The sequence below is a fragment of the Sphingomonas sp. GW821-FHT02B09 genome, from assembly GCF_059421875.1.
On sequence record NZ_JBWKVV010000003.1, the window covers coordinates 72,771 to 87,418 of the forward strand.

A 14,648-nucleotide genomic window follows, 5' to 3' on the forward strand; every position below is an offset into this window, starting at 1 on the left:
CGCGGACGCGAAACCCGATGTAAGCTATTGGGGCGTAATGCGGGTGCCGATGAGGACGATCCGGACGATGACGCGCCTGTGGCTGGCGCTGGTCGCGCTATGCCTCGCGCTCGCCGTGCTGCTGGCGGCGCAGGCGGCGTGGCGTGCGATCGCCGCGCATGGCGTCGCCGCGCCGCCGCTGCCCGCGCCCGCCGGTTACGAGGCGGAGGATCATTTCCCCGGCGCCGCGCTGCTCTACGCCGCCGCCACCACGCCCGCCGCGGGCGAGAGCGCCGCGCCGGCGGAAGGCGTCACCGGCACCACCGCTCTGCCCGCGCTGCCCGTCTCGGCCGCCGTCCTCGCGGCGGCGCTGCGCAGCGGCAGCGGCGCCGCGCCCTTCTCGACCAGCGCGGCGACCGGCTTCGACCGGTCGCGCGCGCTCGAATGCCTCACCGCGGCAATCTATTACGAGGCGGCGTCCGAATCCGACGCCGGCCAGTCCGCCGTCGCGCAGGTGATCCTCAACCGCGCCCGCCACCCCGCCTTCCCGCCGACGGTGTGCGGCGTCGTCTATCAGGGCTCCGAGCGCGCCGGTTGCCAGTTCAGCTTCGCCTGCGACGGCGCGATGGCGCGGGTGCCGGCGCGCGCCGCCTGGGCGCGCGCGGCGCGGCATGCGGCGATGGCGCTCGCCGGCTATGTCTATGCGCCGGTCGGCCTCGCCACGCATTACCATACCTATGCGGTGACCCCGGCGTGGAACCGGGCGATGGTGATGACCGACGTCGTCGGCGCGCATCTGTTCCACCGCTGGAAGGGCTTCTGGGGCACCCGCGCCGCCTTCGCCCGGAGCTATCGCGGCGGCGAGCCGGTGCCCGGCCCGCATCTGCGCCTCGCCGCGCCGCCGATCGTGCCGCCGCCATCGCTGATCGCCGCCGCCGCGCCGCTCCCGGTCGCGCCGGGCGCGGCGCAACCCGCCGCCACGCCGCCGCCCGACATGCTGCCGCCCGCCGCGACCGTGCTCGACAAATGGAAGGATTCGGGCAAGCCGCTGTTCTAGGCGCGCGCCCGGAGGCGCAGCCCCTATTTCGCCGCCTTCACATATGTATCGAACCACGCGATCGCGCGCGCGCGCACGTCGCTCGCCTGCTCCGGCGCGGTCACGCAATGGCCCGCGTCGGGATAGATCACCAGGCTGACCGGAACGCCGCGATCCTTCAGCGCGTGCCACCATTCGATCGACTGGGTCGGCGGCACCTCGATATCGCGCTCGCCGACGTAGATGAAGGTCGGCGTCTTCGCCTTCTTCGCCTGATAGACCGCCGACACGTCCTCATAGGCCTTGATGTCGTCGTACATCGTCTTGCCGAAGAACGGCAGCAGCCATTGGTCGATGCCGTTGGTACCGTAATAGCTCACCCAGTTCGACAGGCCGGCGCCGGCGACGATCGCCTTGAACCGGTTGGTCTGGGTGTTGGTCCACATCGCCATGAACCCGCCATAGCTGCACCCGCCGAGCCCCAGCCGCGCATCGTCGACCGGCGCGACGCGCTCGACCGCATCGATCCCGGCGAGGATGTCGCGCAGGTCGCCGCCGCCGAAGTCGCGCTTGTTGGCGGCGGTGAACGCCTCGCCCTGGCCGAAGCTGCCGCGCGGATTGGGCAGGAAGACGTAATAGCCCGCCTTCAGCAGCGCGCCGTTCATCGACCCCGCCGAGACATAGCCCGGCATCGACGCCGCCGACGGGCCGCCGTGCACCATCGTGATCATCGGCGCCTTGCCGGCGGGCGCGGTGCGCGGCGCGAGCAGCCAGCCCTGCACGTCATAGCCTTCGTTCTGCCAGGCGATGCTGCGCGCGCTCGCCAGCGCCGGGGCGGCGTCGTTGTCGTGGGTGATCTGCCGCACGCCGTTCGCCTGCGCCGCTACCGGCCCGGCATAGATCGCCGGCGCGTGCTCGTAATCCTGCACCACCGCCGCGGCGATACGGCCGTCGGCGGAGAAGACCGCGCGGCCGTCGCCCGCCGCGCTGCTCGCCGGCTTGGCGAAGCCCGGCGCGACCGGCTGGCCCGGCGTCAGCGTGCCGAACTGGATGCGGTCCCCGGCCAGCGTCACGGTGCGCAGCCCGCCCGCGGTCCAGTCGATGGTGGTGACCGTAGACTTGGCGCCGGCGGTGATGTTGCGCGGCGTGCCGCCGGCGAGCGGCACGGTGAAGACGTCGCCGCCGATCGAGCCGAAATCGCTCATCAAGCCGCCGACATAGGCGACCGTCCGCCCGTCCGGCGAGACGCGCGGCTGGTTGAGCTGCGTCGCCGGCTTGGCTATCGGGCGCACCGCCCCAGTCCGCGCGTCGATCGCATCCAGCGTCGCCACCCACCAATTGTTGTCGCCATTGCCGAGCGCGGTGGTCGCGACGAAGCCGCGCCCGTCCGGGGTCCAGTCATATTCGTAGACGTAGCGCCCGGCGGGCGACAGCGGCGTCACCGTCTTCGCCAGCTTGCCGATGTCGAACACCGCGAGCCGTTGCTCGTCGTTCTTCTCGCCGATCTCGCCGATCATCCGCACGCCCGCCTGCGTCGCGCCCGATTCCTTGGCGGCGCCCAGCGTCACCAGCAGCGCGATCCGCGTGCCGTCGGGCGAGACGCGCGGCGTCTGCGCGATGCCGGGGATCGTCGCGATCGTCCGCGTCGTCGTCGCATCGGCATAGCTCAACCGCACCGCGGCGGTGTCGCGGACGAGGAAGACGAGATCGCCATTGGGCGCGAAGGTCAGCCCGGAATACGTGCACGTCTTGCACGGATCGATCGTCCTCAGCACGCGGCCGTCGGCGGTGCCGCGCACCGTCACCACGCCATGACCGCCGGCGCTCTCGACCGCCGCGACCCGGTCGCCGGTCGGCGAGATCGCCAGCGCGCCATATTGATGCAGCGCCTGCGCAGCGGCGGGCGACGTGGAAGCGAGCAGGGCGGCGGCGAGGATCAGGCGCATCGGAACTCCGGCGGGTCAGGCACTATTCCTGACGCTTAGCGCCTCGCCGCGGCGCCGCAAGCGGAACGCGGATCGCCGCGCTCCGCCGCGTCGCGTTATCGGCAGCGTACGTTGTTGCGATCGACCGACCGTCCCACCGCCGCACCCGCCGCGCCGCCCAGCAACGTGCCGAGCAGGCCCGAATTGCCCGGCGCGATGATGTTGCCGAGCACGCCGCCGGCGAGGCCGCCGACGATCAGCCCGGTCGTCCCGTCGTTGCGGCGGCAATAATATTGGCCGTTCTCGCCGCGATAGATCCGGTCGCGCGACGACAGGCGGCGCTCGCGATAGCGCGGACCGTCGGCATAATAACGGTCGGCGTAATAGCCGCCGTACGCCGGGTCGACCCGGTTGTAGTCGTACCGGCTGTAGCCCCGATAGCGACCGTCCGTGCCCGACGTCGAGCATCCCGCAAGCGCGGTCGCGGCGATCGTCGCCGCCAACAAGGGTATCCGCATGACATCCTCCCATTTGCTTCAGATGAAAGGAAGAATGTCCCCTGCACCGTTTTGGTTGCAACCTGGATCAAGCCGTCGTCGGCGGAACGCAGCGCGCGACCCGGCGGTTGAGGTCGCGAGAGGAAGCGACGATGACCGACGACACCAAGCAGACCACCGAAACGTCCAAGCCCAATTTGTCCACCGAGCATCAACGCGGCGGCGACGCCCGTCGCCCGAGCGACACGCTCAACAAGGATCAGCCGCAGGGCGAGACGATCCCCCGCAAATCCTCGCTGCTCGGCAACGACTGACCGCGTAGCAGACGCCTGCAAGCGTATATCCGGTGAACACCGGGGCTCAATCAGGTGAAGGGCCGCCTCGGCTATCGTTCGCGCAGCACAGTGCTCCTGCGAGGGCAGGAGCCCAGGGCCAAGCAGAACAACGCCTGATGACGTCCGGAACGCCGGTGCTCCTGCTTCCGCAGGAGCACCGGATGACTCAGGCGGCGCCGGTCGCCTCGCTGAACCCGCTGCCGCGATCGGCGACCAGCGTCGGCGCCGGGCCGGTCGCCGGCCGCAATGCCTCCCGCTCCTCCTCGGTCGGCACCGCGGTGGGGTCGGGACGGAACGCCTCGACCGCACGGCTGTCGTTGCCGGGATGCGCGTCGCCCATCAGATCGGTCGGCACGTGTTCGGCCGCCGGATTGCCCGGCTGCTCCTCGAAATGCTTTTCGGTCTCGGCCATGCCGACCGGCGCGGCGGCCATCGTCGCCGGCCGCGGCGCGATCGGGCTGGTCGTGCTGTCGCCCGGCACCGCGCCAACGCCCGCGTCGTCCGCCAGCCGGCGCGGGCGCGAGCCGGGTTTGGGGCCGAATGCCGCCGTCGCCGCGGTCCACGCCGCCGCACCTGCCGCGAAGGCGCCGAGGCCGAAGCCGATCTTCTTGTAATCCATCGCAAAGAATCCCGGTTGCTGCTGTTCGCTCATCCAACGGTGTGGGTCCGGGCGGGTTCCGCCTGATCCAGCAGCGCGACCAGCGCCGCGACCACCTGCCAATCGCCGAACGGCTTGCCGAGCAGCGGTGTCGTCCGGAACCGCTCGGGCAAGGTGTACGGCCGATTGGCGGACAGGAAGGTATAGGGAATCGCCAGCGCGCCGAGCCGGTCGGCGACGTCGAACGACATATGATCCAGCAGCACGACGTTGAGCGTCGCCGCATCCGGCCGCGGCGCGTCGCCGGCGAGCGCCGCCAGTGCCTGGTCGGCGGTGGCGAACGGACCCAGTACCGTGCCGCCGGCCTCGGTGACGATCCCGTCGAGATGATCGGCGAGCAGCCATTCGTCCTCGACGATCAGGATGTGCCGACCGGCGAGCGGCGCGGCGGAAGGGGTGTCGGTCATGCCGTCGCAACCGGCCCATGTCGCATCCGTTCCTTGCCGATCAAACGGATACGCCGGCATACGCGGCCGATGACGGCGATTTGCCGCATCGCCGCTTTGCTATAGGCGGGCGGACGATGCTGTCGCGCCTGGTCCTGACCGATTACCGCAACCATGCGGGCCTGGCGCTCGCCCCCGGCCCCGGCTTCGTCGTGCTCACCGGTGAGAATGGCGCGGGCAAGACCAACGTGCTCGAGGCGGTGTCGCTGCTATCGCCCGGCCGCGGGTTGCGCCGTGCGCCGCTCGCCGACATGCAGCGGCAGGGCGGCGCGGGCGGCTTCGGCATCGCCGCGACGCTCGCCGCGCCCGGCGGCGACGTCGAGATCGCAACCGGCGCGCTCGCCGCAGCGCCCGAACGCCGCCAGTTGCGCATTCAGGGCGCCACCGCCACCGCCAACACGCTCGCCGAATGGCTGACCGTGCTGTGGCTGACCCCGGCGATGGACCGGTTGTTCGTCGAGCCCGCGGGCGAGCGCCGCCGCTTCCTCGACCGGCTGACGTTGGCGCTGCTCCCCGCCCATGCGCATCATGCCGCGCGCTACGAAGCGGCGATGCGGGCGCGCAACCGCCTGCTCGCCGCCGACATGCCCGCCGACCCCGATTGGCTGACCGCGCTGGAGACGCAGATGGCCGACCATGGCGGCGCGATCGAGACCGCGCGGCGCACCACCGTCACGCTGCTCGGCGAGCGGCTCGCGGACCAGCCCGACGGCCCGTTCGCGCGTGCTGCGGTGGCGCTGGAGGGCTGGCGCGGCGATGGCGCGCAATTGCTCGACGCGCTGCGCCACGGCCGGTCGCGCGACGCCGCCGCCGGCCGCGCGCTCGCCGGCCCGCACCGCGCCGACCTCGCCGTGACGCATCTCGGCAAGGCGCAGCCGGCGGCGCTCGCCTCGACCGGCGAGCAGAAGGCGCTGCTGCTCGGCATCGTCCTCGCCCATGCCGAACTCGTCGCGCAGCGCACCGGCCACGCCCCGATCCTCCTCCTCGACGAGATCGCCGCGCATCTCGATCCCGTCCGCCGCGCCGCGCTGTTCGAGCGACTGTCGGGCCACGGCCAAGTGTGGATGACCGGCACCGAGCCGGCGCTGTTCGCCGCGATCGCGAGCGACGCGACGCGCGTGGAACTGGGGTAGAATTCCTCCCCCGCCAGGGGGAGGTGGCGCGCCCGGAGGGCGTGACGGAGGGGGAGGATACGGTAAGCTCACCTTATGCGGAAACGCCCCCTCCACCACCGGCCTTCGGCCGGCGGTCCCCCTCCCCCGCTAAAGCGAGGGAGGAATTGGGCGCCCACCCCCACCCGCCCATTTCGCTTTCGTTCCGCCCCCGCAATCCCTATATCCTCGCTATGGCAGAACCCCAGAATGCGAACGAATACGGCGCCTCGTCGATCAAGGTGCTGAAGGGCCTCGACGCGGTGCGCAAGCGGCCGGGCATGTATATCGGCGACACCGACGACGGATCGGGCCTTCACCATATGGTGTTCGAGGTCAGCGACAATGCGATCGACGAAGCGCTCGCCGGCCATTGCGACCGGATCGACATCCAGCTCAACGCCGACGGCTCGGTCAGCGTCACCGACAACGGTCGCGGCATCCCGACCGGCATCCACCCCGAGGAAGGCGTCTCCGCGGCCGAGGTCATCATGACCCAGCTCCACGCCGGCGGCAAGTTCGAGAATACCAGCGACGACAATGCATACAAGGTGTCGGGCGGCCTGCACGGCGTCGGCGTCTCGGTCGTCAACGCGCTCAGCGAATTCCTCGACCTCACCATCTGGCGCGACGGCGAGGAGCATTACATGCGCTTCGCGTTCGGCGACGCGGTCGCGCCGCTCAAGGTCATCGGCCCCGCCGCGCCCGGCCAGAAAGGGACGCGCGTCACCTTCCTGCCTTCGCCCGCCACGTTCAAGATCACCGAATTCGACTTCGAGAAGCTCGAGCATCGCTATCGCGAGCTGGCCTTCCTCAATTCGGGCGTCCGCCTGTTCCTCACCGACGCGCGCCACGACGAGCCGAAGACGGTGGAGCTCTATTACGAGGGCGGCATCGCCGCGTTCGTGAAGTGGCTCGACCGCGCCAAGACGCCGCTCTTCCCCGAACCGATCGCGATCCACGGCCAGCGCGACGAGGTCGGCATCGACGTCGCGCTCGAATGGAATGATTCCTATTACGAGAACGTCCTCGCCTTCACCAACAACATCCCGCAGCGCGACGGCGGCACCCACCTCGCCGCCTTCCGCGCCGCGCTGACCCGCACGCTCAACAATTATGCGGAAAAGTCGGGGATGCTGAAGAAGGAGAAGGTGACGCTCACCGGCGACGACATGCGCGAGGGGCTGACCGCGATCGTCTCGGTCAAGCTGCCCGATCCCAAGTTCAGCAGCCAGACCAAGGACAAGCTCGTCTCGTCCGAGGTGCGCCAACCGCTCGAATCGCTGATGGCCGACAAGCTCGCCGAATGGCTGGAAGAAAACCCCGCCCACGGCCGCTCGATCGTCGGCAAGATCATCGACGCCGCCGCCGCGCGCGAGGCCGCCAAGAAGGCGCGCGAGCTGACCCGGCGCAAGGGCGTGATGGACATCGCCTCGCTGCCCGGCAAGCTCGCCGACTGCCAGGAGAAGGACCCGGCCAAGTCCGAGCTGTTCCTCGTCGAGGGCGATTCGGCCGGCGGCTCGGCCAAGCAGGGCCGCGATCGCCACTTCCAGGCGATCCTCCCGCTGCGCGGCAAGATCCTCAACACCGAACGCGCACGTTTCGACCGGATGATTGCCAGTCGCGAGATCGGCACGCTGATCCAGGCGATGGGCACCGGCATCGGCCGCGACGACTTCAACGCCGACAAATTGCGCTACCACAAGATCGTCATCATGACCGACGCCGACGTCGACGGCGCGCATATCCGCACCTTGCTGCTGACCTTCTTCTACCGCCAGATGCCCGAGCTGATCACCCGCGGTCACCTCTTCATCGCGCAGCCGCCGCTCTACAAGGCGACCAAGGGCCGGTCGGAGGTCTATCTCAAGGACGATGCCGCGCTCGACGAATATCTCGTCGACGCCGGCGTTTCGTCGATGGTGTTCGACGCGCCGAGCGGCACGCGCTCGGGCGCCGATCTCAAGAGCCTGCTCGATCATGCCCGCCGCATGCGCACGCTGATGCGCTACGTGCCGCGGCGCTACGACCCGGTGATCATCGAGGTGCTGGCGCTCGCCGGCGCGCTCGACCCCAGCTTCAGCCGCGACCAGCGCGCGGCGACGGTCGCCGAGGTCGTCCGCCGGCTCGAATCGGGCGACGAGGAGGCACGCTGGACCGCGCGGCTGACCGAGGACGGCGGCATCCACTTCGAACGGCTGTGGCGCGGCGTCACCGACCATCACATCGTCGAGGCGACCTTCCTCGCCAGCGCCGAGGCGCGCAAGCTGCACGGCCTTGCGGCCGAACAGGCGGAAAGCTTCGTCGCGGCGGGCAAGCTGATCCCGCTCAAGGGCCTCGCCGCGACCGCGGCGGACCCGGAGCCGGCCGCGGACGGCGGCGAAGAAACCGAGGAGAATGCCGGCCAGATCGGCAGCGTCACCACCACCGTCTCGCGCGGCGAAAGTCTCGTCGCGCGGCCGTCGCAACTGCTCGACGCGATCCTCGCCGCGGGCCGCAAGGGTCTGGCGATCCAGCGCTACAAGGGGCTCGGCGAGATGAACGCCGACCAATTGTGGGAAACCACGCTCGATCCGTCGAACCGCACGATGCTGCGCGTCACCTCGGAAGACGTCTCGGCCGCCGACGTGATCTTCACCCAGCTGATGGGCGAAGTCGTCGAACCCCGCCGCGAATTCATCCAGGACAACGCGCTGAACGTCGCCAATCTGGACGTGTAGACGGAGCTGCTCCTTGATTATGTCGGCAGGAGACTGACCACCTCCTGACCGTTCGCCCTGAGCCTGTCGAAGCCTGTCCTGAGCGACGCCGCAGGCGGCGTCGAAGGGGGCGGTGAGACTCACGGTGCTTCGACAAGCTCAGCACCAACGGGTCGTTTCGCGTCAGCACGTTCCAGACCGTGTGACGACGAGACTTGCCCCGCTCATAGTCTTCTTCAAACGCGGCGCAGCGCCTGCGTCCATTCCAGCTCCCGCACGTTATCGTCCCGACAGCGACCGACTGGAGCAGCGATGACAACCTATCCGTTAAGCGAACCCGCGACGATCTACGCTATCGAAGGCGATACCGAGGCGATGTCGGACGTCGTGGGCCAGGGCACGCTGGCGGATTGCGTCGATGTCGTCGCGGCAATGTCACCGGACAGGCAGCAGGCGATCTTCATCCAGATGGACGACCTCGGCCTCCGCTTCGGGCCGCCCGAGGTGGCGGAACTGCTGCGCTTCCTGCGCGACGAAAGCGCCGGCCTGTCCGACAACGAGATCGCCGACATCCCCGACGATCGGTGATCCCGCCGGGGCGACCGACGCTACGGGACGGCCTGCCCCGTCGTCAGCCCTTGCAGCTGCCGGCGACCCGGGCCGCCCGCTGATCGAGGACGACGTTCATTCTGCCCTTGGCCGTCTGACCGGTCATCTCGGCGCGGCCGACGAAGCCACCCGCGGTATAGGTTCCGGCGCGGCTGACCTGCATCGGCGCACCGTTCTTCTGCGGACAGGTCAGCGCCTGCGTGTAGCGGCCATCGGCGATCTGCTGCCGGTCGACCCGGCATCGCGCTTTCGGATCGGGTGCCAGCAACGCCGCGACGCTCTGTCCGGGCGCGACACACTTATGCTCCGCCCGCGATTTGCCCTTGGCCATCCGCAGCAGGAAACCGGGTGCACCGGGCACGGTCAGATCGACCACCGTCGACGTGACGTCCCAGCGCTCCTGCGCGAGCGATTGAGTCGCACCTGCCGCGGGCAGGAGAAGCAGAAGGGCGAACGGGGTCAGGCTGCGCATCCACAGGCCATGGCGTCTGCCCGCCACCGGCGCAAGCGGCCGACCACCGCCCGCCGCATCGAATAAGAGGACAGCTTCCGCCGGATCGTCTACCGATCCTATTCTCGCTTTGCCGAAGGATCAGCGCCGTGCGGTTCACATGTAAGTTACTGACATTGGCCCTGATCCTCACCACGCCCACGGTCGCTCCGGCGATCGCGGCGGGTCAGGCGACCGCGCAATCCGCGCCCGCCGCAACGACGGGGACCGGTCCCGCGTGGCGCACCGCGGCGCGCCTGCACCGCGGCGTCAACATCCTCGGCTACGACCCGCTATGGCGCGACGCGGCCAAGGCGCGGTTCAAGACGCGCCACTTCCGGATCATCCGGCAGGGCGGCTTCGATTTCGTCCGGATCGTCCTCCAGTCGTTCGGCCATATGGACGCGCAGAACCGGCTCGACCCGCAATGGCTCGCGACGCTCGACCGCATGGTCCGCGAGGCGAGCGCCGCGGGGCTGGGCGTCATCATCGACGAACACGATTTCAACGCCTGTTCCAAAGCGCCGGACGCGTGCGAACCCAAATTGGTCGCCTTCTGGACGCAGATCGGTGAACGCTATCGCGACGCGCCGCCGTCCGTGCTGTTCGAATTGCTCAACGAACCGCACGCGCCGCTCGACGCCGCGCGCTGGAATGCGATGCTACGCACGCTCATCCCCCTCGTTCGCCGCACGAACCCCGACCGCACGCTGGTGATCGGCCCGAGCCGCTGGAACAATCTCGAGGAACTGCCCAGGCTCGAGCTGCCCGCGGCCGACCGCAACATCCTCGTCACCTTCCACTCCTACGAGCCGTTCCGCTTCACCCATCAGGGCGCGCCCTGGGCGCCCGAGCTGACCGCCGTGAAGAACGTGCCCTTCACCGCCGCGGACGAACAGCGGATCAAGGCCGATTACGACACCGTCGGCGCATGGTCGAAGGCGAACGATCGCCCGGTATTGATGGGCGAATTCGGCGCCTATGAGAAAAGCGGCACGCCGATGGCGGCCCGCGCGCGCTACACCGCGACCGTCCGCCGCGAAGCGGAGGCGCACGGCTTCCCCTGGGCCTATTGGCAGTTCGACAGCGACTTCATCCTGTACGACATCGACCGCGACCGCTGGGTGGAGCCGATCCGGCAGGCGCTCGTGCCGGCAGCAACGAATGCCGCGGCGCCTCGTTGAGCGAGGCTGACCCTGCCGGGAGATTGCCCATGCGCCTGATCGCGATCGAAGAGCATATCCTGCCCCCATTCGTCCGCGACGCCTGGGACGCCGCGCCGCCGCCGCACGATCCGGTCTCGGCCTTCGCCGATGGCGGCGAAAACGGCCGCCGCCTCGCGGATCTCGGCGACGGCCGGATCGCACTGATGGACGAGCAGGGCGTCGACGTACAGGTGCTCTCGCTGACCACGCCCGGGCTGCACAATCTCACCCCTGCCGCCGCGGTCGAAACGGCGCAGAGGGTCAACGACCTGATCGCCGAAACCTGTACCCGCCATCCCGACCGCTTTCAGGGCCTGGCCGCCGTGCCGACGCCGGACACGGACGCCGCCCCGCGCGAACTCGAGCGCGCGGTCCGCGACCTCGGATTGAAGGGCGCGCTGCTCTGCGGCCGCACGCGCGAGCGGCATCTCGATCATCCCGCGCTGCGCCCGCTGCTCGCCAAGGCGGCAGAGCTGCAGGTGCCGCTGTTCATCCATCCGCAGACCCCGCTGGCGGAGGTGCGTCAGGCCAATTATTCGGGGATCGGCGAAACCGCCGACCTCGCTTTGGCGGCATTCGGCCTCGGCTGGCATTATGAAGCGGGCCTGCAATGGCTGCGTCTCGCCGCGGCCGGCGTGTTCGATGCGCTGCCCGACTTGCAGATCATCCTCGGCCATTGGGGCGAGGTGGTGCTTTTCTATCTGGAGCGGACATCGGCGGTCTTCGCGCGCGCACTCGATCTGCAACGGTCCTTGTCGGACTATGCCCGCACCAATTTGTACGTCACCGGCAGCGGCATGTGGAGCGAGACCTATCTCCACCGCTGCCTCGAGATCGTCGGTCCCGAGCGCCTGCTGTTCTCCACCGATTTCCCGTATCAATATAAGGAAGGCGGTGCGCCCCGCCATTTCCTCGACACGGTCGGGCTCGACGATGCCGCACGGCAGGCATTCGCCCACGGCAATTGGGACCGTCTGACGCATGCCGCCGGGCAGCAGGCGGGCCGGCACGCGCCGTGAGCGGCAACCCCGCTCAGACCGGCACGCCGCCCGAACCGCCGTTCAACGTCGCCGGACGGCCTTCGGTCGCGGGGCTGCGCGACGCCGCGCCGTCACCATTGCTTCCGGCCAGCATGCCGTTCAACGAATTGCCGGTCATGCCGAGTTCGGCCATCAAACCGTCGATCAGCGGCCCGCCGACGCGATAGCGCATCGCCGCGGCGACCGCGGCATCGGCGAGATTGCCCTGCCCCCCGCCCGCTGCGCCGTCGCCGGCACCGCTGCCGTCGCCATGCAGCCCGCGAGCATCGACGATGCTGATCTTGTCGATGTTCTCGATCGGCTTGCTTGCCGCGGCGATGATCGCCGGCAGCGCGTCGAGCATCGCGCGGCGGATCAGTAGTGCGGTTTGCGCATCGCTCAGCAGATTGGTCGCCTCGTTCAGCGAAGCCTGACCGGCGGCATCGACCTTGAACGCCGCCTCGCGTCCTTCCGCACGCGCCTTTTCCGCATCGGCTTCGGCGGTCGCCTCCGTGCGGAGCGCACTGGCGCGCGCCTCGGCGGCCTCCTTCTCGGCGGTCGCGGCGACGGTGATGCCGACCGCTTCCTCCTGCGCGCGCTGGGTGGCGGCGATCACCGCGACGTTCTTGTTGCGGTTGGCGATCTCCGTCGCCTTGGCGGTGGCGACGCTTTCCTCGGCGCGTACGGCGAGCGCACGCGCTTCGTTCGCGGCAGCGGTCGCGGTCGATTCCTCCTCGGACTTCTGCGCGGTCTGTACTGCGGTGGTGATCCGGGCGATCTCGATCGTCCGGTCGCGCTCGATCGTCGCCGTCTGGATCGCACCGTCTCGGGCGATCGTCGCGGTCTGGATCACCTTGTCCGCTTCGGTCTGCGCGACGGTCTTCGCCTGGCTGGCGGTGATGCGTGCGATCTCGGCCAGCCGGGTCTGCTCGGCTTCGGCGGTGGCGATCGCCGTCGCCTGCTCGGCGCGTCGGGCGGAGAGCGTCTGCTCCTGCGTCAGCCGCGCCTGTTCCGCGGCCTGCGCGATCTCGAGCGACTGGTTGTTCGCATCGAGGTTGCGCTGTTCGATCTCGACGCGATTGGTGGCGACGATGTCGTTGCGGATCTTCTTGCGCTCTTCGATGGTCCGCGTGAGCACGGTCAACCCCTCGGCATCGAAGGCGTTGTTCTCGTTGAAATGCTCGAACGCGGTCTGATCGAAATGCGTGATACTGACCGATTCGAGCTGGAAGCCGTTCATATCCAAATCGGTCATCAGCGCTTCCTGCACCTTCTGGATGAAGTCGGCGCGATTGGCGTGCAGGTGCTCCATCGTCATCGTCGCCGCGACCGACCGCAACGCCGACACCAGCTTGCCGTCGAGGAGCGATTTCACCGCATCGGGGTTGTTGACCGAGTCGCCGAGCGTCTGCGCCGCCGCGGCGATCGACTCCGCGTCGGGCTTCACCTTGATGTGGAACAGGCCGACGACATCGACACGCAGTTTGTCGAGCGTGATCAGCGCATCCTTGTTGAGGCGCGACACCTCCAGCTTCACCGTCGTCAGCCGGACCTGCATCAGTTCGTGCAGGACGGGGATCACCATGATGCCGCCGTTGAGCACGACCTTCTCGCCGCCGAAGCCGGTGCGGATCAATGCGACGTCCTTGGTCGCGCGACGGTAAAGCCGGGTCAGGATGACACCGATCACGACGAGCGCGAACAGCACGATGCCGGCGTAGATCAGGACGTTCAGTAGCTGTGCGGGCATGAGCCCCTCCCCGGTTAGGCGTTGGTCAGATCGGCTGCAGAAGCACGTTGGTGTCTGGCAGCGCATAGAACATCGTGCCGTCGCGGCGGACGATCAGCGCGGTCTCGCCGGCGGCGATCGCGTCCTTGTCGTCATGCGGCTCGACCATGATGAAATGCGCCTGCCCGTGTTGATCGACGACCTTCGCGCGCGCCGGCGATCCGCGGCGCGCGACGCCTTCCAGGATCGTGCCGCGGCGGCGGAGCAAGTCGTCGGTCGAGATCACGCTGCTTTCGAAACCCGGCATCACGCGGGCGAGACCGTTGGCCGCCAGCGTGTTGAGCATGGCGCCAACGAACAGTGCGGCGCCAGAGGCCACGCCCCAGCCGAGCGGGCTGCCCGTCACCAACGTCGCACCCTGCTGGATGGCGATGCCGGCAAGTGTGAAGCAGCCGAGCAGCGACGTCAGCCAGATCAGGATCGGCAGTTCATGGCCAAGCCCCAGCCAGTCGAGCACGCCGCCGCCGTCCGTCTCGGCGTGCAGGTCGGCATGCACATCGAGATGGCCAAGACCCAGGCCGATCGCCTCGATCAGACCGATACCGATCATCACCACGAATGCGATCGCGAACGGCGCATAGGCAGGGGTCAGGAAAATGGCGAACATGGGCCGCGGCTCTGGTGCTGCATCGTCCAAGGATAGCAGCCGGATGACAAGGTTTCGTTACGAAACGTCGCCTGCTCCGGTTTCGGCGCGCCGTGCGATCGCCGTCCCCGACACGAGGCTGACACCGCGCAGGGACGTTCGCGACGCGAACGCCTTCAACGGGCCGGCGCCGCCCGTCGGGCGGGCGGTCTCGCACCCGGAGT

General features: G+C 69.1%; 14 protein-coding genes. 7 read left to right on the forward strand and 7 right to left on the reverse strand.

What is annotated here, in order from left to right; genetic code table 11:
- Window positions 1-49 precede the first annotated feature (49 nt).
- Window positions 50-1,036 carry a cell wall hydrolase gene (locus tag AC07U4_RS14780; protein ID WP_495195919.1) on the forward strand — a complete coding sequence of 329 codons (987 nt, stop codon included), beginning with the start codon at window positions 50-52 and terminating at the stop codon, window positions 1,034-1,036.
- A gap of 23 nt (window positions 1,037-1,059) precedes the next feature.
- Here AC07U4_RS14780 and AC07U4_RS14785 read toward each other — a convergent pair whose 3' ends face one another.
- Both AC07U4_RS14785 and AC07U4_RS14790 read right to left on the reverse strand, forming a co-directional pair.
- On the reverse strand, window positions 1,060-2,961 hold the full coding sequence (locus AC07U4_RS14785) for a S9 family peptidase (protein WP_495195920.1): 1,902 nt from the start codon (window positions 2,959-2,961) through the stop codon (window positions 1,060-1,062).
- 95 nt (window positions 2,962-3,056) lie between these two features.
- Entirely contained in the window at window positions 3,057-3,458 is a 402-nt protein-coding gene (locus AC07U4_RS14790; RefSeq protein ID WP_038665833.1) for a glycine zipper 2TM domain-containing protein, read from the reverse strand.
- 131 nt (window positions 3,459-3,589) lie between these two features.
- Between AC07U4_RS14790 and AC07U4_RS14795 the strand changes: the two genes are divergently transcribed.
- The gene (locus tag AC07U4_RS14795) at window positions 3,590-3,751 is read left to right on the forward strand and encodes a hypothetical protein (RefSeq protein WP_495195921.1); all 162 of its coding nucleotides are present in this window, start codon (window positions 3,590-3,592) and stop codon (window positions 3,749-3,751) included.
- 187 nt (window positions 3,752-3,938) lie between these two features.
- Here AC07U4_RS14795 and AC07U4_RS14800 read toward each other — a convergent pair whose 3' ends face one another.
- A complete protein-coding gene (locus AC07U4_RS14800; protein WP_137899539.1) occupies window positions 3,939-4,391 on the reverse strand; it encodes a hypothetical protein in 453 nt (150 codons plus the stop codon).
- A 29-nt stretch (window positions 4,392-4,420) separates the two neighbouring features.
- Window positions 4,421-4,837, reverse strand: a complete 417-nt coding sequence (locus tag AC07U4_RS14805; protein ID WP_495195922.1) for a response regulator — start codon at window positions 4,835-4,837, stop codon at window positions 4,421-4,423.
- A gap of 116 nt (window positions 4,838-4,953) precedes the next feature.
- Here AC07U4_RS14805 and recF point away from each other — a divergent pair, with 116 nt between their 5' ends.
- The 3 genes from recF (at window position 4,954) to AC07U4_RS14820 (ending at window position 9,314) form a co-directional block, all read left to right on the forward strand.
- Window positions 4,954-6,009, forward strand: a complete 1,056-nt coding sequence (gene recF, locus AC07U4_RS14810; RefSeq protein WP_495195923.1) for a DNA replication/repair protein RecF — start codon at window positions 4,954-4,956, stop codon at window positions 6,007-6,009.
- A gap of 212 nt (window positions 6,010-6,221) precedes the next feature.
- Window positions 6,222-8,747, forward strand: coding sequence for a DNA topoisomerase (ATP-hydrolyzing) subunit B (gene gyrB, locus AC07U4_RS14815; RefSeq protein ID WP_495195924.1), 2,526 nt, complete (start codon window positions 6,222-6,224; stop codon window positions 8,745-8,747).
- A 291-nt stretch (window positions 8,748-9,038) separates the two neighbouring features.
- Window positions 9,039-9,314, forward strand: a complete 276-nt coding sequence (locus tag AC07U4_RS14820) for a hypothetical protein (RefSeq protein ID WP_038665822.1) — start codon at window positions 9,039-9,041, stop codon at window positions 9,312-9,314.
- A gap of 43 nt (window positions 9,315-9,357) precedes the next feature.
- On the opposite strand, the gene AC07U4_RS14825 is transcribed toward AC07U4_RS14820, so the two are convergent.
- Entirely contained in the window at window positions 9,358-9,807 is a 450-nt protein-coding gene (locus AC07U4_RS14825) for a DUF3617 domain-containing protein (protein ID WP_137899413.1), read from the reverse strand.
- A gap of 155 nt (window positions 9,808-9,962) precedes the next feature.
- Between AC07U4_RS14825 and AC07U4_RS14830 the strand changes: the two genes are divergently transcribed.
- Together AC07U4_RS14830 and AC07U4_RS14835 are read left to right on the forward strand one after the other, a co-directional pair.
- Complete coding sequence (locus AC07U4_RS14830; RefSeq protein ID WP_495195925.1) at window positions 9,963-11,009, forward strand: glycoside hydrolase family 5 protein; 1,047 nt, start codon at window positions 9,963-9,965, stop codon at window positions 11,007-11,009.
- Between the two features lie 29 nt (window positions 11,010-11,038).
- On the forward strand, window positions 11,039-12,049 hold the full coding sequence (locus tag AC07U4_RS14835) for an amidohydrolase family protein (protein WP_137899414.1): 1,011 nt from the start codon (window positions 11,039-11,041) through the stop codon (window positions 12,047-12,049).
- A gap of 13 nt (window positions 12,050-12,062) precedes the next feature.
- Here the strand turns inward: AC07U4_RS14835 and AC07U4_RS14840 are convergent, their stop codons facing one another.
- A complete protein-coding gene (locus tag AC07U4_RS14840; RefSeq protein WP_495195926.1) occupies window positions 12,063-13,799 on the reverse strand; it encodes a flotillin family protein in 1,737 nt (578 codons plus the stop codon).
- Window positions 13,800-13,824: 25 nt separating this feature from the next.
- Window positions 13,825-14,445, reverse strand: a complete 621-nt coding sequence (locus AC07U4_RS14845; protein ID WP_495195927.1) for an OB-fold-containig protein — start codon at window positions 14,443-14,445, stop codon at window positions 13,825-13,827.
- Between the last annotated feature and the right edge of the window lie 203 nt (window positions 14,446-14,648).

Excerpts from the sequence above, each read along its gene's own strand:
- AC07U4_RS14800 (WP_137899539.1), bottom strand. The coding sequence starts at position 4,391 with ATGGATTACAAGAAGATCGGCTTCGGCCTCGGCGCCTTCGCGGCAGGT.
- AC07U4_RS14785 (WP_495195920.1), bottom strand. The coding sequence starts at position 2,961 with ATGCGCCTGATCCTCGCCGCCGCCCTGCTCGCTTCCACGTCGCCCGCC.
- AC07U4_RS14840 (WP_495195926.1), bottom strand. The coding sequence starts at position 13,799 with ATGCCCGCACAGCTACTGAACGTCCTGATCTACGCCGGCATCGTGCTG.
- AC07U4_RS14820 (WP_038665822.1), top strand. The coding sequence starts at position 9,039 with ATGACAACCTATCCGTTAAGCGAACCCGCGACGATCTACGCTATCGAA.
- AC07U4_RS14805 (WP_495195922.1), bottom strand. The coding sequence starts at position 4,837 with ATGACCGACACCCCTTCCGCCGCGCCGCTCGCCGGTCGGCACATCCTG.
- AC07U4_RS14835 (WP_137899414.1), top strand. The coding sequence starts at position 11,039 with ATGCGCCTGATCGCGATCGAAGAGCATATCCTGCCCCCATTCGTCCGC.
- AC07U4_RS14845 (WP_495195927.1), bottom strand. The coding sequence starts at position 14,445 with ATGTTCGCCATTTTCCTGACCCCTGCCTATGCGCCGTTCGCGATCGCA.
- recF (WP_495195923.1), top strand. The coding sequence starts at position 4,954 with ATGCTGTCGCGCCTGGTCCTGACCGATTACCGCAACCATGCGGGCCTG.
- AC07U4_RS14780 (WP_495195919.1), top strand. The coding sequence starts at position 50 with ATGAGGACGATCCGGACGATGACGCGCCTGTGGCTGGCGCTGGTCGCG.
- AC07U4_RS14790 (WP_038665833.1), bottom strand. The coding sequence starts at position 3,458 with ATGCGGATACCCTTGTTGGCGGCGACGATCGCCGCGACCGCGCTTGCG.
- AC07U4_RS14825 (WP_137899413.1), bottom strand. The coding sequence starts at position 9,807 with ATGCGCAGCCTGACCCCGTTCGCCCTTCTGCTTCTCCTGCCCGCGGCA.
- gyrB (WP_495195924.1), top strand. The coding sequence starts at position 6,222 with ATGGCAGAACCCCAGAATGCGAACGAATACGGCGCCTCGTCGATCAAG.
- AC07U4_RS14795 (WP_495195921.1), top strand. The coding sequence starts at position 3,590 with ATGACCGACGACACCAAGCAGACCACCGAAACGTCCAAGCCCAATTTG.